Below are 17,980 nucleotides of genomic sequence, written 5' to 3'. Positions count from 1 at the left end.
AGGCTAGCACCCCGAATGGTTCAAAGGCCTTTAGGTCATCCTTTAGGGCTAACAATCAGTGGGGGAATACCTAAAAACCCCCACTGGTTGAAGTTTCACTTTATTCGGGATCATAGCTAAAATAGTCAAAGTCTGCATGGAGGCGTTCCCCTGATGTATCTTGACAAGCCATGCCAACAAATGCTCCGGTAAAGAAGCCACCGCCTTGGATATAGTCATCAGAAAGTTTATAAGATGAAAAGACAGGGCCAACATTCTCCCATGACGTTCCGTCTAAGCTGTATTCATAGTGATAGTCATTATAATCAACAACAACTCGTAAATACACGGGAGCATCTGTTTGTGGTAGTACAATTTCTTCTCCTTTGATTGGTTGTGAAAAGGCTGTATTATCGCTGACCATAATGTCTAAAATACGTCCTTTTTCCTCTTGATGTGTAATATTGAGATATGTCCAATTTTCTGTGTTGTAATAATTAACGAGCCCAGCAGATTGTTGGAAACTGTTAGGTCTGAATTCCACTTTCGTCTCTGCAGTAAATTGGAAATGTTGCCAACGACGAGCAACAAATGCTTGCGTAAACAACGATGTTAACGATTCCCGTCCTGAAAGGCGTAAATAGCCAGGTCTTGCTTTTAGTGAAGCGATATCTTCGCCTAAAGGAATCCGTAATGTTTGAAAGTCTAACGGCAGTTGTTCCGTATCAAAATCTTCTTTAACCGGTGCAGCAGGGAATGGTTGTTCTTCTATGTTAGGACCATCAATTTCATCTTTTGGATAATTTCCATCAACAATATATGGCCATTGCTCTTTCCATTCTACACGCTGAATAGCTGTTTCACGACCGAGTGGGCAATAGCCTCTAGGGTCAAGCAAAGCATCTGATTTTTTAGGCAAAACACGACCTGTTAGGTGAACAAAATACCATTCATCTGTATGTGTATGGACAAAGGATCCATGACCTGCTTTTTGTAAAGTAATGCGTGGGTGGGCAAAAGATGAGATCAATGGATTCTCTGGGTGCACATCATAAGGTCCGTCAATTGTTTTAGAACGAGCAATCGTTGCTTGATGATCAAATGTAGTTCCACCTTCCGCGGTTAGTAAATAGTAATAACCATCAACATAATAAAGGTGAGGTGCTTCTGTTAGTTTTATGTCTGTCCCTTTAAAGATAATTTTTTTGTCACCAACAAGTTTTCTTTGGTCATGGTCATATTCTTGTAACACAATGCCATAGAAATTATGGTGGCCTTGACGATGATCCCATACCATGTTAACAAAGTATTTTTTTCCGTCATTCGGGTTATGGAATAGTGATGGATCAAAACCAGAACTGTTCATATAAATAGGCTCTGACCACTCACCGTCGATCGTATCACAAACCGTTAAATAGTTGTGGGAATCTTTCCAATGTCCTTCGGTAACCTTAATATCAGAATAAATTAACCAAAACTTCCCATCTTGATAAGAAAGTTGAGGTGCCCAAACACCTCCAGAATTTGGATTCCCTTTCATGTCTAATTGTGAAACTCGATTAAGCGGACGTGAAACAAGCTTCCAGTTTTTTAAATCTTTAGAATGATGAATGGTCACACCTGGGAACCATTCAAATGTAGATGTTGCAATATAATAGTCTTCACCTGCTCGGCAAATACTTGGATCGGGGTGAAAGCCTGTTAAAATAGGATTTTGAATTTTCATTATAGATTCCTCCGTTTATTTCCAAATTCTAAACTTCCCGGATAGGGATAATAAGCTAAAAAAGTACAAACAATTGTCGTAATAACGACGCTCTCCCTGACGAAGTGGAGTGTCCCAAAATTTTAAAACATAATGGTTACTTAATTCTCCGTCTGTTGCGAGTGAACCCATTGCTAATGATGCAAGTAATCCGATCGGATGTAAAGCCTTCTCTCCAAAGGGTTCGCCATTAATTTTGTACCGGCGATAATCTTCAGGTGGAACTCCTTCAAAAAAACGTTGTATCTTTTCGTTCACTTCGACAGGTGTTTCTGGTTCACCAAACCATTCATAATCAAGACCGATGTTACAAGCAACGCGGTAGGAGTCACTAAAAAAGTCTCCAAAACCACGAATATGATTTGGACTTCCATCATAAAAGGCATATTCAGGGGAAAGCCCAGTTTTTTCATGAGCAGCGACACGAATATAATGTCGACTAGCATTTGTCGCTTCTTTCCAAAAAGGGCGATCTACCTCATCCGCCCATTCAGAAAATAATGCGTAGAAGTGAGGGAGATGGTAGGAAGGATCCGTGAAATCAACCTCGGGAACAAATTTAATCAACTTCGTTTCAGGATCCCACATGGGATAACCATCGTTATTTTCACCTTTGTGTATACAGTCGCTTAATAAAGCTGTTGCTTGCTGGGAATAATCAAAGGGTGCTTCTCGATCTCCCCATCGGTTCGAAGCAAAGTACAAAGCAAGCGCAAAATACTCTTCCCCATCAGGGGCAGGACCGTATGCATTTTTGGTTCCATCTAATTGACAAGACCAGGCAAAGTACCCTTCGTGTAACCCCTCCTCCATATACATGTAGGTTTTTACCCATTTCCATATTCGATCAAAAATATCTTGACGATCCATTTGAACAGCCATCATCATCCCGTATGACTGGCCTTCAGTACGTACATCGTTGTTTCCTGTATCAACAAGGTACCCCATCTCGTCATCTGTTTCAAAATAAATTTGTGTTTCTGGGTAGTTGTTGCTAAATAATCGGTTCCATGTATCCGTGACTTTCTTATCAACAGCTTCAGAATCAATCCCGAGCTTAGCAAAAAGATTGCGGTACTGACCAGTATAATAAGCTCCTTTATTCACAAAAATACACTCCTTTCATCCATCGAGTAGGATGTTAGATTACCATCATCCAAACCAACGTAATCTTTCGTCTCATCTTTGATCGAAAAATAGGTGAGTAATGTTACTTCGTTTTTCTCCAAAGTAATCGTGTCATTGGTGTTTGCTTGTAACTGTGCTGTTTCAACCACTGGCATTGATGGCGCTTTCATAATATCGATCTGTTTTTTACTTGGAAAGCTTGGTCGACCAAGCTGTTTCCAAACGCCCCAAGGATTACCCTGTTGTTCTGTTAATAGAAATGATAAGCCCTCCTTTCTGTATGGTTGTTATTCTAATCATATAGGAGAGCGCCTTTCATGAGAAGGTCATGATCTATAGGTTTTGGTTCAAAAAGTATAGGTGAAATGAAAAGATTTGTTTTCATTACCGCCTAAAAGTCCTTTACTTCTTTAAGGATTCTCTTTACTTATTTGCTAGTGAAAACGCTTAACAAATAGTAAACTTAAAGTTACAATAAGAGGGAGATGATACATTTTGAATCATAAGAAAAATAGATTTATCTTACTTTTTATCACGATCTTTGTCTTACAGTTTTATTTTTTCACAGACTATCGTCACTTCCTCCACTTTTTGCTTGGAATACTCATCAGTGCGATCGCTATACGCCGCGTTAGAGAATTGAAACGTCAAAATAGGTCTGGTCAAGCACATCTTGTTCTAATCATTGTATATTTTGTGACCTTCACATTATTTATTTGGTATGTCCAACCGTTAGTGGTAGGGCTATTAACATGAAGGTGACGGGGGTGGAGAAATGAAAAATAAGAGATACCGTTTTTTCTTATATATAGGTATAACTTTGTTTTTATTGGTAGGGTGTTCGGTTAATCGTACAGATGGAGAACATGATCCAGATAAAATCCATATTATGTTCATTTCGAGTGTACCACCTTCTTACCAAGAGGTTATGGTCGAATACTTCGAACAATATTTGACGAAGGAAGTCAATCAGGGGCTTGAAATTGAAGTTTCCATGAATTTCGCTTCTTATGATCGGCTTACCGTAGAGATTATCAATCGAGAAGTTGATGTATTTGTTGTTGATGAGTTTTTAGAAAATATTTTAATAGATCCTTATTTGTTAACACCTTTAGATAAGTTTACAGAGCGTCTGCCAGATCATGTCGATCACACGAGGTTTCAACGAGAAGACGAATCAAATGGGGAGGAAAACCTATATGCTATTCCTCTTTTAGACAATCATCTATTCATCCAAGATCTAGGCTTAGATCTGGAGGAAGACTTGCTTGTAGGGGTTGTAAATACAAGTCCGCATAGAGATGCTGCGTTTCAGTTAATTGAACAGTTGTTCTTAAAAGAAGGGATGAAGTAAATGGAAAATAACTATGGGTTTATTCACACCAAATTTTATCGCGCAATGGAATGGATTTGGCGCTTCGCATACTTGAATTTATTGTGGTTAGCATTTTCCCTTGTTGGTTTCGTTATTTTTGGACTTTTTCCGGCAACTGCTGCTCTATTTGCGGTAGTAAGGAAATGGTTAATAGGTGATCCGGATGTCTCCGTATTCAAGACATTTTTTGAAACGTATAAAAAGGATTTTATAAAGGCAAATGGGTTAGGGTACCTTTTGTTACCGGTGGGATATATACTGCTTTTTAATTTTCAATATATAGGTGAGGCTAATGGAATTGAACATACTATTCTCTCGATAGGTTGGGTAATGTCTGCTCTCTTGTTTATCACTGTGGCAGTATTCTTATTCCCAGTTTATGTTCACTACGAGCTACCTTTTTTTAGAAATTTCAAGGTAGCGCTGTTGCTAGCGTTGTCTAGTCCTTTAACGATAGCGTCACTAATTCTGTCAGTCCTATTAGCATACACCCTTTTTTACCTAGTTCCTGGACTTATTCCTGTTTTTTTGACTAGTGTTTTCGGTTGGCTTTTTATGTGGAATGCAACGCATGCATTTCGTCGGCTCGAACAAAAAAAAGATCAGCTTGATAATGGAGAATATCAATCCATTATCACAAAAGGGAAACAATTAAAAGAAAAAGTTCGTTCGGCACTCCGCTAGTTTGAAAGGACGGATAACACAATTGAAAAAATTCCATCTAACACAGTCATTTAATAATTTAAAAATTCGTAATAAGTTTCTCATTATCTACTTTCTTTCTGTGTTCCTTCCAATTGTTGTATCAAATTCAGTGTTTTATGTGATGACAACGGAAAGATTTCAAGAGCAGAAACGGATGGATATTGATTTGGTTGTTGATCAAACCAATGATCAATTTAGACAGCTTGTTGACCAGGCACTCGGGATGGCAACGACATTATACTTAGATGTTCGGTTGTATGAGTTCTTTAATCACCACTACCAAACGCCAATTGAATATGTGGAGAGATATAATTATGTATTGAAACAATATAGCACTACTATGCCCCTGTATAATGCCATTCAGGGGTTAAATTTTTACACAGACAATCCTTCTGTACTTTATTCAGGTGGCGTTCGGAGCTTAGAAACAGAGAGAGATCAAGAATGGTATACACGCGCCAAACAATCTAGTTTACCGATTATTGAAGTGATGACAGAAGAAGAGGAAGTAAGCTTATCTGTTTTTAATCAAATGAATTATTTTTATTTAAACAGTAGATATGAAACGATGATTCGAATTGATATAAGCAATCAGTCGATTAACCAAGTAATCCAAAATGTAACGTTACAAGGTGATTTATATTTGTTAGATGCACATGGCCGTGTAATCTACACCAGTAACAATACGGTAGATATTATGGAGAATTTTTATGATAGAAAGTATCCGGAAAGCCATTACCTATCATCACAAACATTTACAGATAACTACTTAAGAGATTGGCAAATCATTGCAGTAGTTGATCAAACGATTTTTAATGAAGAATTACTAGAATCAAGTAGGGTAATTTTTATTATCGCACTAATTAATTTTATTTTACCGACATTGACAATTGTATTTATTTCAAAGTCATTTCATTCGCGTTTAGATAAAATCCTTAAGCATATGAAAAAAATAGAAAAGCAAAATTTTGAAGAATATCCGCATGTTAAATCAAAAGATGAGATCGGTCAGTTGGCGAGGCAAATTAATCGAATGACACGAAAGATAAATCAATTATTTAATGAAGTGTTTACCGCTAATTTGGATAAGAAGGATTTAGAATTAAAGGAAAAACAAGCGCAATTAAGTGCATTGCAAAGTCAAATTAACCCACACTTTTTGTTTAATTCTCTAGAAACTATTCGAATGCGAAGTTTAATCAAAGGGGAGGAAGAAACAGCAAAGATTATTGAAAACATGGCTGGGATTTTCCGGAATTCGCTTTCCTGGGGAAAAGAATGGGTCACTGTAGAAAATGAGGTTAATTTAGTTTATTCGTTTTTAGAAATACAAGCTTACCGATTTGGTGATAAATTATCTTATCAGGTGGAAGTGGATCCCAAGGTAAAAGATTGTTTAGTTCCTAACCTATCATTTTTACCTTTTGTTGAGAATGCTAGTATCCATGGTATTGAACATATAAAGCAACAGGGGAATATTAAGGTCGTAATAAAAAAGGAAGGAAATAGAGTTAAGTGTGAAGTTACCGATAATGGGGTAGGCATGTCCAAGAGTATGGTGGAAAACCTGATAAGACAATTGAAGCAAGAAGATAGTATGGGGGAAAGTGTAGGCATTAAAAATGTTTACTACCGATTAAAGTTATACTATAAAAATGATTTTCTGTTTCATATGGAAAGTGAGCCGAATCAAGGCACACGAGTAGTTCTTTGTTTACCATGCAAGTCGGAATCACCGGCTCGGAAAAAACGTCCATAGCTTTTTATTTGTAAAAAAGGCTTTTGTCAAATGAAGTTGATCAGAACTTTTGCCGAAAATACTATAGGTAATTTCACAAACATTCAAGCAGCATAATGCTGCTTGAATGTTTGTTTTGTTGCCTTTTTAATTGGAAAGTGTCACCATCAGGACCTTACAAAATATAGTTTCATTTTGTTTTTTACGAAGAGACTACACTGAGTTAAGCCTCCAATATCGCCTCTTAAATTTCTAATTCAATACGTAAAAAATCGATCGTCTTTACATACAGTAACCTGGAATGAAGGATCGGAATAACTTCCTAAATGGTCAGATTATGCACCAGAAACGAATACCTCTAAAACCACAAAAAACTTCTATATGCTTGTCCGTTCGAGATTATGTCTTTTGAAAAGAAAAATAAATCTTTAATTTTTAGTGGATAGTCTATAGTTTATCCTAGTGATCGATATCAAGGTAAACGATATAATGAAAGTGCTTTCATAATTGAAAGTAACAAATTTATAATTTGAAAGGGGTTAATCAAGTGGTTAAAAAGAAATCGTTTTTGTTACTCGTTCTTTTAAGTCTACTTATGGTATTTGTTGCTTGCGGAAGTGAAGATGACACAACAACAGATTCTAATGACACATCAGAAAATAGTGACAATAATTCTGGAGAAGAAGCAAATGACCTTGAGCCTGTAACGTATCATTATTTCATCGGTGTAGCTGGTTCAGATCTTCACACGAATGAAACAGAATTAGGTGCATTGTTTGAAGAACAAACAGGTGTTAATTTCCAAGTTGAATATTTAGTTGGAGATTTAATGGAAAAGCTCGGTGTTATGGTCGCGGGTGGATCCTATCCTGATGTTATTGTTCCAGACCATGGAATTGAAATGCTACTCGATGCTGGTGCATTTATACCACTAAATGATTTATTAGAAGAACACGGTCCAAATATTTTAGAAATGTATGGAGATTATATTGACCGATTCACAATGACGGATGGAAATATTTATTATATTCCATTTGGTCCGACAATTAACGAATTTATGCCTAACCCTAATATCGATCAAGGTGCTTTCTGGATTCAACGTGGGATTTTAAAAGAATACGGATTCCCAGAAGTTAACACATTAGATGAGTACTTTGATATTATTAAACGCTATGCAGATGAGAATCCTCAAATCGATGGAATGAATACGATTCCATTTACGGGATTAACTTATGATACAAGTTTCTTTACCTTCTCTAACGTGCCAAATCACCTTGCGGGTTATCCGAATGATGGTAGTGTAATGGTTGACATGGAAACGCACGAAGCTTCTGTTTATGGTGATTCTGAATATGCAAAACGCTACTTGCAAGCATTAAATGAATTAAATGCAGAAGGTTATTTAGATCGAGAAATGTTTGTTATGAACAACGATGATTATTTAGCTAAATTATCATCAGGACGTGTACTTGGATTCTTTGATTATGGTTGGCAGTGGGGTCAAGCAAGAATTGCCATTGAAGATATGGATGACCCAGACAAAGAGTATATGGCTCTACCTATAACCTTTGACGAGAGCATAGAGGACCAATATATTGATCCGCCTGCTTTCACTCAAAACCGTGGTGTAGGTATTTCGGTTGATGCTGAGAACCCAGAGCGTATCATTCAATTCTTTGATAATCTTGTTAAAGAAGAGAACCAAAGATTGGTCATGTGGGGACGTGAAGGTGAACATTACACCGTAGACGAAGATGGTATGTTCTATCAAACAGAGGAACAAATGGCTATTGTAGAAGATCAAGATTTCCGTGATGACTTTGGTATGACAACATTTGAGTGGGATTGGCCACGTATTAATGGTACATTCTCTGATGGAAATGCAGTGGAGGCACGTCGTCAACCTGCAGTTGCTTTACAAAACTATGATGAAGATGATCTAGAATATTTAGAAGCTTATGGCATTGAAACATTCTCAGAACTATTTGCGCAACCACAGGATCGTCCTTGGTACCCAGCGTGGAGTACAAACGTTCCACAAGGTTCTGAACCAGCAATCTTTGCGGAAAGATCAGAAGAAATTTTGAAGCGTCATTATCCAAGAATCGTTTTAGCTGATCCAGCTGATTTTGAAGATGAATGGAATGATTTCGTTTCAAACTATCGTGCTTTAGATGTTGAGGCATATGAAGCGTTCTTCACACGTTCAGTTCAAGAACGGTTAAAAGGTAATTGGCAATTTGAGTAAAAGAAAACTTTAAAAAAGTCGAGGGCAAACGTCATTTGTTTGCCCATCGACCTTATTGTTAAATGGATGATGAATAAAGTGAGCTTATTTGTTTATCCCGAAATCGTTAAGCCTTATTAATTTAGAAAAATAGGCGGGATAGCAGTTAATTAAATAGAAAAATAAAAAATGAAAAATAAACGTAGTTTTGTGACTCAATCAAACTATAAAAAGCAGCAGCTATGAACAGGTTCGTTTATTTTTCTAAATTAATTATAGACGAACGAGAAGTAAAGGAGGTTGTTTATCGTGGGAGAACCAGCAAGTCCACTTGCGGTAACAGAAGATTTAAAAAAAGTGAAAAAACCAAAGAAGCAAAGAAAACCTAGAAATGGGTTTAAATACTTTTTCCGACGATGCCGAGAGCAAAAAGAATTAGTGTGGATGAGTGCACCGTTCCTAATCTGGCTCTTTATTTTCAGATATTTACCACTCGGTGGTTGGGTAATGGCGTTTCAAGATTATCGACCAGCACGAGGGTTTTTCGACTCAGAGTGGGCAGGGCTTAAACATTTTAGATTTCTTTTTTCCGATCAACGTTTTATGGAAGTAATGCGAAATACACTTGCGATGAGTATTATTAACCTCGTTCTAGGGTTTGTAACAGCCATTACGTTGGCGGTATTGCTAAATGAATTAAGAAATGTGAAATTTAAGCGGATTGTTCAAACGATTAGTTACATGCCACACTTTTTATCATGGGTGGTTGTAGCAGGATTAGTCTCATCAGCATTGGCTATGGAAGACGGTATTGTGAATATCCTACTTATGAACATCGGTCTGATCGATGAACCGATCATGTTTTTAGGTGTCGGTGAGTATTTTTGGGGCATCATTGGTGCTTCTGATGTATGGAAAAGTGTTGGCTGGAACTCCATTATTTATTTAGCTGCTATTACAATGATTGATCAAGAACAATATGAAGCAGCCGAAATAGATGGAGCCTCACGTTTACAACGCATTCGTTATATTACATTACCTGGTATACGCTCCGTTGTTATTATTTTAATGATTATGAACATTGGATACATTTTGGAATCGGGTTTTGAAGCACAGTATTTGCTGAGAAACCCAATGAATATGGATTACGCAGAGAATTTAGATATTTTCGTCTTACGTTATGGTATTTCAATGGCGAATTTCTCACTTGCAACAGCCGCAGGTATGTTTAAGACGGTGGTTTCATTTATCTTCTTATTCTCAGCAAATTCCATTGCGAAAAAACTCGGAGAAGCAAGACTGTTTTAAAGGAGGGTTAGTATGGGAGTGTTTAAAAAGTTAGTAGGAAGAAGACGCGGGGTTGATGATCTTATCTTTGATACGGTAAATATCATTCTTATGTTAATCTTGATCGTCATTATGTTATACCCAATGTTGAATACACTGGCCATTTCATTTAATGTCTCAACGGATTCTGTACGTGGAGGTATTCATATTTGGCCAAGAGAGTTTACCACCTTTAACTATGAACATGTGTTTACAGAGGCGACAATCTTACGTGCAGGGTTGACTTCAGTACTCAGAACGGTAATTGGTACAGCACTTGGTGTATTCGCCTCAGCAATGGTTGCGTATACAATATCTCGTCCACACTTTTTTATGAAAAAATTCGTTACATTAGCCTTTGTATTAACGATGTACATGAATGCGGGGCTTATTCCATCCTATTTACTACATCGTGAATTAGGATTAGTTGGTTCCTTTTGGGTTTATATTCTTCCTACACTAATCGGTGTATTTAATATTATTATCATTCGTTCATTTATTGAGGGTTTACCGGAAACCTTATTTGAATCCGCACGAATAGACGGTGCTGGAGAGTTTACTCAGTTTTTCAAAATTGCTTTACCGTTATCTTTACCAGTTATTGCTACAGTCTCATTGTTTGTTGCGGTTGCTCAGTGGAATCAATGGTTTGATGTTTTTATATACAACTCATCCATCCCTGAGTTAAGTACACTTCAATACGAGCTAATGAAGGTTTTAAGTAATTCAAATGCAGCGTATGGTTCGGGTGCAGGAGCAGCAGACCAGTTTGCTCGATCAGCAAGTGGTCAAATAGAAACGGTCACACCGCAATCCGTACGAGCAGCAATGACAATTGTTGTGTCTGTTCCAATTATCTGTGTTTACCCGTTCTTACAGAAGTATTTTGTTAAAGGGTTAACCATTGGTGGAGTAAAAGGTTAATAGGATAACATAGCGTCTGAGGCTAATTAGCTGTGGGCGCTATATTATTTTACTGAAGGGACGGAGACGTAGAATATGCAATTTAGAGATTCAGAACGATTGGTTCACAGTTTAACCGAAGATCAATTAACAAGTTATCGGGCTTGGTTACAATATAACCCGATCAATCAACAAGATTATCGAGAAGAAATTATGCATCTATTATCAACAATCTGTGTGAAAGATCGTAATGAGGTTATTGATCGAGCTTTAGATGAGTTAAGTTTCGGCCTTGACCAAATGATCGGTTATAAACCAGCGGTTGTCCGAAATGAAGAGGATAGGTCCATGTTAATCATAATGATTGATCCTACATACAAAGCGGAAATGTATACGATCAATTTAAACAGTGAAAAAAGTATGTTGCGAGGTGGTTCAAGCCGCGCTATTTTGTATGGCGTCTTCCATCTCTTGCGTCTAATTCAACAACAATCTAAGTTAACAGGATTGTCGATAAAAGAAGTGCCAAAAAACGCCATTCGAATGATCAATCAGTGGGACGACATGAATGGGTCAGTTGAACGAGGATATGCCGGTGAATCGATTTTTTATAAAGATTATCAATTTAGTAAAGATCGCCAACGTATTTATGACTATGCTAGATTATTAAGTTCTGTTGGTATTAATGCAATTACAATCAATAATGTCAATGTGCATCAAATAGAATCAAAATTAATAACGGATACGTATCTAGCAGAAGTCAAACAAACATCTGATATTTTCAATCAGTTTGGAATAACATTGTTTTTAAGTATAAACTATGCTGCCCCAATTGAAATTGGTGGTTTGGATAGCGCAGATCCACTAGATCCTAAAGTTAGAGCTTTCTGGAAAGATATTGCTCAACACGTCTATGAGGTTGTTCCTAATTTAGGTGGGTTCTTGGTCAAGGCAGATTCTGAAAATAGACCTGGTCCATTTACGTACGGTAGAAATCATGCAGAGGGAGCTAATATGCTTGCTGAAGCAATGGAACCTTATGGTGGAAAAGTGATTTGGCGTTGTTTTGTTTATAACTGTAAGCAAGACTGGCGTGATCGAACAACTGATCGTGCACGAGCAGCTTATGATCATTTTATGCCTCTTGATGGTTCGTTTAACGATAATGTGGTGCTTCAAATTAAGAACGGTCCAATGGATTTTCAAGTGAGAGAGCCAGTATCGCCTCTTATTGGTGGATTAGAAAAGACAAATCAGTTCCTAGAATTCCAAATTGCCCAAGAATATTTAGGCCAACAACGTCATTTAGTCTACCTTATTCCACAATGGAAAGAGGTACTAGAATTTGATACGTTTGCAAAAGGAGAAGGAACGACTGTTAAACAAATCGTAAGTGGAGATGTTTTTGACAATAATATATCAGGAATTGTCGCGGTATCCAATATAGGTAACGATTATAACTGGACAGGACACACGATCGCCCAGTTGAATTTATATGGTTATGGACGCTTGATTTGGAACCCGGATTTAACAGCAGAAGAGATTGCTTTGGAGTGGATAAAGCAAACCTTTGGAAATCATCCTACCGTTATTAAATTATTAATGGAGATCGTTATGCCGTCTTGGGAGACTTATGAAAATTATACATCTCCTCTTGGAATCGGTTGGATGGTAAATGTAAATCATCATTATGGTCCAAACATTGATGGCTATGAATATATGGCGTGGGGGACGTACCATTTTGCTGATCGAAACGGTCTTGGTGTTGATCGAACTCAAGAAACCGGAACAGGGTACACAAGCCAATATCATCAAGAAAATCAAAGTCTTTATGAACAGGTAGAAACGTGTCCAGATGAATTATTACTCTTTTTTCACCATGTCCCTTACACCCACAAATTAAAGAGTGGTAAGACGGTTATTCAGCACATTTATGATACGCATTTTCAAGGGGTAGAACAAGTTCAATCAATGATGGAAAAGTGGGAGGCATTATCCAGCTTTATGGATGCAAAACGTCATCAAGATGTACAAGAACGATTGAACCATCAACTTGAAAATGCTAAAGAATGGCGTGATATTATCAATACGTATTTTTATCGAAAGTCAGGAATAGCGGATAGACACAATCGGACGATTTATTAAAAAGGGGAATCTTATAATGAAAATGACTTTCAGGTGGTTTGGTCGAGATGATCAAATTCCACTCACTTATATGAAGCAGATCCCTGGAATGACGGGGGTTGTTGGAGGTATTTTTCACATACCTGCTGGAGAAGATTGGCCTGAAGCGGATGTTAGACAGTTATTTGAACAAACGAAAAATGCCAATTTATCACTTGATGTTATCGAAAGTGTTAACGTTCATGAGGACATTAAACTAGGTTTGCCGACCAGAGATCAGTATATTGAAAACTATAAATCAACGTTACGAACACTGAGCAAATACGGAGTTAAAGTAGTTGTTTACAATTTCATGCCGATATTTGATTGGACTCGATCTGATTTAGCAATGCCTTTAGAAGATCAGTCAACTGTTCTTGCCTATGCCCGTGATCAAATTGAAAATGTTGATCCAAATGAAATGATTGAGCGCATTTTAAATGAATCAAAAGGTCACGCCATGCCGGGATGGGAACCAGAAAGATTGACGCAAATTGCAAAACTGTTTGAACAATATGAAGGGATGACCGAAGATCGACTTTTTGAAAATCTCGTGTACTTTTTGGAGCAAGTCGTTCCAGTGGCAAAAGAATGCGATATTCGATTAGCTATTCATCCGGATGATCCGCCATGGTCTGTTTTTGGCTTACCGAGAATTGTTAAGAATGAGGCGGATTTAGATCGAATTATCGAAGCTGTCGATGAGCCTGAAAATGGTCTGGCGCTTTGCTCTGGTTCACTAGGAGCAAACCGTGATAATCAGCTAAACCGTATTTTTGAAAAATTTATTATGATGGACCGTGTTCCTTTTATTCATATACGAAATGTTGCTCATTTAGAAAATGGAGACTTCCATGAAGTTGCACATAAAGATAGCTCTGGTTCAGTAGATGTTGTTGGCCTTATTAAGGTCCTGCATAAACATCAATTTAACGGTTATTTACGTCCAGATCACGGACGAATGATCTGGGGGGAAGACGGTCGACCTGGCTATGGTTTATATGATCGCGCGCTTGGCGCTGTCTATATGCAAGGTATTTGGGATTCACTAGAGGAGGAATAATATGAATACTAAACATACAAATCTAGTCGGTAAGGTAGCAGTCATCACTGGTGGAGGGGGTGTCCTCTGTGGATCAATGGCGTGTGAATTAGCAAAACACGGCATGAAAATAGCCATTCTAAACTATCCCAAAGAACAAGGAGATAAGGCAGCCGAATTGATTAATCAAAGCGGTGGAGAGGCTATTTCTGTTTTTTGCGATGTAACAGATCGTGAACTTGTGGAAGTTGCCAAAGATGAGGTGGTTTCCGCATTTGGTCAAGTTGATTTATTAATTAATGGGGCTGGTGGTAACCATCCTGATGGTTCAACAACGAATGAGATCTACCATGAAGATGATGTTGAAGACGAGTCGGTTCGTAGTTTCTTTGACTTAACAAAAGAGGGATTTCATCATGTGTTTCATTTAAACTTAATGGGAACACTGTTGCCTTCACAAGTTTTTACAAAAGAATTGCTAAAGACTAGTGGATCAATTATTAATATGTCTTCCATGAGCGCACCTTCCCCAATGACCAAAGTTCCGGCCTATAGTGCGGCTAAAGCAGGGATTAGTAATTTCACACAATGGATGGCTGTTCATTTTGCTAAAACTGGTATACGTGTCAATGCGATTGCACCAGGCTTCTTTTTAACGGAACAGAATCGTAAACTATTGACGAATGAGGATGGAACATATACAGATCGAACGAAAAAAATACTAGATCATACTCCAATGGGACGTTTAGGGAAACCTGAAGACTTGCACGGCGTCTTGCTTTGGTTAGTGGATGATAGCTATAGTGCATTTGTTACAGGAATTAGTGTACCGATTGATGGAGGGTTTATGGCTTATTCTGGCGTATAGTGAATTTTAAGGGGTGAGGCATGTAGATAACAAAGAACATATTTTTTGAAACGAGTAGCTGTTTTCAAGTGTGTCAAGGGTTTAGACCAACGGGTTAAGGCGAAAAGCATGGTTGCTTTCGTCAAAGGTTTATTAACACACACTTCAAGCAATACGAAACGCAGAGTTTTCCCCTTATATTTTTAATTCAAAAAGAGGTGAAATAATTAATGAATACATTGAAAGAGCAATTTCAAACAGATTTTATCATTGGGGCAGCTGTTAACAAATATACAGATCAATCGGAACAGGAGCTGTTAAAACAACACTTTAATTCTATTACTGCTGAAAACGAAATGAAATTTGAAAACCTTCAACCAGAGAAAGGAAAATACACCTTTGATGTTGCTGATCAATTTGTTGCTTTTGCACAGGGAAATGATATGAAGATGAGAGGGCATACGTTGGTTTGGCATAACCAAACACCGGATTGGTTTTTTCTTGATGATGACGGAAACGATGTAAGCCGTGAAGAGCTCTTAGCACGGATGAAAGAGCATATATTTACTGTTGTTTCGCGTTATAAAGGGAAAATTCACGCGTGGGATGTGGTAAACGAAGCGGTATTAGATGAGGGTGATGATCTTTATCGTCAATCAAAATGGTTGAACATTATTGGGGAAGACTTTATTGATTATGCTTTTCACTATGCTCACGAAGCAGATCCTGACGCAACACTTTTTTATAATGACTATAATGAATCCGATCCTGTGAAAAGAGTAAAGATCTATCAATTGGTCAAAGGGTTGCTTGATCGTGGTGTTCCGATTCATGGGATTGGACTTCAAGCACATTGGAATTTATATCAACCATCAATAAAAGATATTAAACAATCCATTGAGAGCTATGCAGAACTTGGTTTAAAGATTCATATTACGGAATTAGATGTGTCCATGTTTTCGTTTGAGGATGAACGAAAGGATGTCACTAGCCCTACGAAAGAAATGCTGTATTTACAAGCAGAAAGATATCAGCAGTTCTTTAAAGTTTTTCATAGTTATCGTGATGTAATTGAGTCAGTGACTTTTTGGGGTATCTCAGATGCGTATACGTGGTTAAGTGATTTTCCGGTAGTAGGAAGGAAGAACTGGCCATTTTTATTTGACGAATCAGGAAATACAAAACCAGCGTTTGACCGAGTTATCAGTGTAAAAGATAATTGTTGATTGAAGACGCAAACGGAAAAAACCAAAAAGTGTCTCTGCAAACTGTTTGTGTCTTGGTCATAGCGAAAACGAAAACCATCCGTTTATAACCGGTGGTTTTTGTTTTCTTAAGCTTGGTCAGTGTTGGAACAATATCTAAATGGGGGAGATAGTATGAAAAGATTTATGGGAGAAGATTTTCAACTGCAAAGTGACTTGGCGATTCGATTATACAATCAGTATGTAAAAGAACTTCCGATCATAGATTATCATTGTCATCTTAGTGCAAATGAGATCTATGAAAATAGAGGCTATACAACACTAACAGAGGCATGGTTAGCCGGAGATCACTACAAATGGCGGGCGATGAGAGCGGTGGGTATTGATGAACACTATATCACGGGAGATGCGAGTGATTATGAGAAGTTCCTTGCTTGGTCTAAAACTGTACCACAATTGATTGGCAATCCTTTGTATCATTGGACGCACATGGAATTACAGCAATTCTTTGATATTCATGAAACGTTAGATGAAAAAACCGCCCCATTAATTTGGGAAAAAGCAAACCTTCTATTGAATAGTGGTGAATTAAACGTAAGAGATCTCATTGAAAAATCTGGTGTTGAAGTGATTTGCACAACAGACGATCCGATTGATTCATTAGAATTCCATCAAAGCCTGTCTGAAGATCAATCGTTTAACGTTCGGGTAAAACCAAGTTTTCGTCCAGATAAAGGTTTAGCTATCGATTCGTTAGGATTTTTAGATTGGGTAGATCAATTGTCAAGCTTAACGGAAATGACGATTCAATCTTATCAAGATTTTCTAAAAGCACTTGGCATGCGAATCGATTATTTTCACCAGATTGGTTGTCGAATTTCCGATCATGGACTTGATCATTTTGAATTTATCCAAGCATCGGAAGAAGAAGTATCGATCATTTTCAATAAAGTACGAAATAAGGAAAGTATTTCTGCAGTTGAAGTGGTCAAATATAAATCATTAACCTTAGTTTTCTTGGGGGAAAAATATCAAGAGCATAATTGGGTGATGCAACTGCACATGAATGCTTTAAGAAATAATAATTCAAAGATGTTAAACCAAATTGGTCCAGACACAGGATTCGATGCGATCAATGATCACCTAATTGCTCAACCACTTCGTTTGTTCTTGGATCAGTTAGAGAGGGAAGGAGCTTTACCACGTACAATTGTGTACTCATTGAACCCTAATGATCTCCCTATTCTTGCAACAATAATGGGAAGTTTTCAAGGTGATGCAATAGCAGGTAAAATGCAATTAGGATCGGCTTGGTGGTTTAATGACACGAAGCGTGGCATGCTTAAACAGATGGAAGTGTTAGCGGATACTGGGGTACTTAGCCAATTTATTGGTATGTTAACAGATTCTCGAAGTTTTTTATCTTTTTCGCGACATGATTATTTCAGGCGAATTCTCTGTAATTTACTAGCGCAGTGGGTTATTGATGGGGAATATCCTTGTGATATCGATCGATTAGGGAAAATTGCTAGCGATATATCTTATTACAACGCGAAAAACTACTTTAAATTTTAAGC

14 protein-coding genes and 1 pseudogene are annotated in these 17,980 nt (G+C 37.6%); 12 read left to right on the top strand and 3 right to left on the bottom strand.

All coding sequences use genetic code 11. The features are described from left to right. Nucleotides 1–100: 100 nt before the first annotated feature. From OWO01_RS13840 to OWO01_RS13830, 3 genes and pseudogenes are all read right to left on the bottom strand, one after another. Nucleotides 101–1,705: a glycoside hydrolase family 43 protein gene (locus OWO01_RS13840; protein WP_268781056.1), complete on the bottom strand. Its 1,605-nt coding sequence runs from the start codon at nucleotides 1,703–1,705 to the stop codon at nucleotides 101–103. Between the two features lie 15 nt (nucleotides 1,706–1,720). Next, a complete protein-coding gene (locus OWO01_RS13835; protein WP_268781055.1) occupies nucleotides 1,721–2,851 on the bottom strand; it encodes a family 8 glycosyl hydrolase in 1,131 nt (376 codons plus the stop codon). Continuing rightward, a pseudogene (locus OWO01_RS13830) lies at nucleotides 2,848–3,114 on the bottom strand (GH39 family glycosyl hydrolase); the annotation flags it as partial. The gene OWO01_RS13835 and the pseudogene OWO01_RS13830, both read right to left, overlap by 4 nt. 253 nt (nucleotides 3,115–3,367) lie before the next feature. Here OWO01_RS13830 and OWO01_RS13825 point away from each other — a divergent pair. The 12 genes from OWO01_RS13825 (at nucleotide 3,368) to uxaC (ending at nucleotide 17,978) form a co-directional block, all read left to right on the top strand. After that, the gene (locus OWO01_RS13825) at nucleotides 3,368–3,628 is read left to right on the top strand and encodes a hypothetical protein (RefSeq protein ID WP_268781054.1); all 261 of its coding nucleotides are present in this window, start codon (nucleotides 3,368–3,370) and stop codon (nucleotides 3,626–3,628) included. 19 nt (nucleotides 3,629–3,647) lie between these two features. Next, the gene (locus tag OWO01_RS13820; RefSeq protein ID WP_268781053.1) at nucleotides 3,648–4,226 is read left to right on the top strand and encodes a hypothetical protein; all 579 of its coding nucleotides are present in this window, start codon (nucleotides 3,648–3,650) and stop codon (nucleotides 4,224–4,226) included. Then, entirely contained in the window at nucleotides 4,227–4,931 is a 705-nt protein-coding gene (locus OWO01_RS13815) for a YesL family protein (protein WP_268781052.1), read from the top strand. A 22-nt stretch (nucleotides 4,932–4,953) separates the two neighbouring features. After that, complete coding sequence (locus tag OWO01_RS13810) at nucleotides 4,954–6,711, top strand: sensor histidine kinase (protein ID WP_268781051.1); 1,758 nt, start codon at nucleotides 4,954–4,956, stop codon at nucleotides 6,709–6,711. Between the two features lie 526 nt (nucleotides 6,712–7,237). Then, a complete protein-coding gene (locus tag OWO01_RS13805; protein ID WP_268781050.1) occupies nucleotides 7,238–8,938 on the top strand; it encodes an extracellular solute-binding protein in 1,701 nt (566 codons plus the stop codon). 423 nt (nucleotides 8,939–9,361) lie between these two features. Then, nucleotides 9,362–10,225: an ABC transporter permease gene (locus OWO01_RS13800; RefSeq protein ID WP_268781072.1), complete on the top strand. Its 864-nt coding sequence runs from the start codon at nucleotides 9,362–9,364 to the stop codon at nucleotides 10,223–10,225. Between the two features lie 12 nt (nucleotides 10,226–10,237). Next, the gene (locus tag OWO01_RS13795; RefSeq protein WP_268781049.1) at nucleotides 10,238–11,167 is read left to right on the top strand and encodes a carbohydrate ABC transporter permease; all 930 of its coding nucleotides are present in this window, start codon (nucleotides 10,238–10,240) and stop codon (nucleotides 11,165–11,167) included. 75 nt (nucleotides 11,168–11,242) lie between these two features. Further along, nucleotides 11,243–13,291, top strand: coding sequence for an alpha-glucuronidase family glycosyl hydrolase (locus OWO01_RS13790; RefSeq protein ID WP_268781048.1), 2,049 nt, complete (start codon nucleotides 11,243–11,245; stop codon nucleotides 13,289–13,291). 16 nt (nucleotides 13,292–13,307) lie between these two features. After that, nucleotides 13,308–14,372: a mannonate dehydratase gene (gene uxuA / locus OWO01_RS13785; RefSeq protein WP_268781047.1), complete on the top strand. Its 1,065-nt coding sequence runs from the start codon at nucleotides 13,308–13,310 to the stop codon at nucleotides 14,370–14,372. 1 nt (nucleotide 14,373) lies between these two features. Further along, nucleotides 14,374–15,219, top strand: a complete 846-nt coding sequence (locus OWO01_RS13780) for an SDR family oxidoreductase (RefSeq protein ID WP_268781046.1) — start codon at nucleotides 14,374–14,376, stop codon at nucleotides 15,217–15,219. Nucleotides 15,220–15,428: 209 nt separating this feature from the next. Beyond that, complete coding sequence (locus OWO01_RS13775) at nucleotides 15,429–16,424, top strand: endo-1,4-beta-xylanase (protein ID WP_268781045.1); 996 nt, start codon at nucleotides 15,429–15,431, stop codon at nucleotides 16,422–16,424. Nucleotides 16,425–16,577: 153 nt separating this feature from the next. Beyond that, a complete protein-coding gene (gene uxaC, locus OWO01_RS13770) occupies nucleotides 16,578–17,978 on the top strand; it encodes a glucuronate isomerase (protein WP_268781044.1) in 1,401 nt (466 codons plus the stop codon). The last annotated feature ends 2 nt before the right edge of the window (nucleotides 17,979–17,980 follow it).

Origin of the sequence: Natronobacillus azotifigens (assembly GCF_026805325.1) — a bacterium.
GTDB classification, from domain to species: Bacteria; Bacillota; Bacilli; order Bacillales; family Amphibacillaceae; genus Natronobacillus; species Natronobacillus azotifigens.
The sequence above is the reverse complement of the archived record's forward strand: the minus strand, read 5'-3'. Positions and strand labels throughout refer to the sequence as shown.

Bases quoted from the DNA above. Each gene is read 5' to 3' on its own strand.
- OWO01_RS13840 (WP_268781056.1), bottom strand. From the start codon at position 1,705: ATGAAAATTCAAAATCCTATTTTAACAGGCTTTCACCCCGATCCAAGT.
- OWO01_RS13800 (WP_268781072.1), top strand. From the start codon at position 9,362: ATGAGTGCACCGTTCCTAATCTGGCTCTTTATTTTCAGATATTTACCA.
- OWO01_RS13820 (WP_268781053.1), top strand. From the start codon at position 3,648: ATGAAAAATAAGAGATACCGTTTTTTCTTATATATAGGTATAACTTTG.
- OWO01_RS13780 (WP_268781046.1), top strand. From the start codon at position 14,374: ATGAATACTAAACATACAAATCTAGTCGGTAAGGTAGCAGTCATCACT.
- uxuA (WP_268781047.1), top strand. From the start codon at position 13,308: ATGAAAATGACTTTCAGGTGGTTTGGTCGAGATGATCAAATTCCACTC.
- OWO01_RS13815 (WP_268781052.1), top strand. From the start codon at position 4,227: ATGGAAAATAACTATGGGTTTATTCACACCAAATTTTATCGCGCAATG.
- OWO01_RS13795 (WP_268781049.1), top strand. From the start codon at position 10,238: ATGGGAGTGTTTAAAAAGTTAGTAGGAAGAAGACGCGGGGTTGATGAT.
- OWO01_RS13775 (WP_268781045.1), top strand. From the start codon at position 15,429: ATGAATACATTGAAAGAGCAATTTCAAACAGATTTTATCATTGGGGCA.
- uxaC (WP_268781044.1), top strand. From the start codon at position 16,578: ATGAAAAGATTTATGGGAGAAGATTTTCAACTGCAAAGTGACTTGGCG.
- OWO01_RS13790 (WP_268781048.1), top strand. From the start codon at position 11,243: ATGCAATTTAGAGATTCAGAACGATTGGTTCACAGTTTAACCGAAGAT.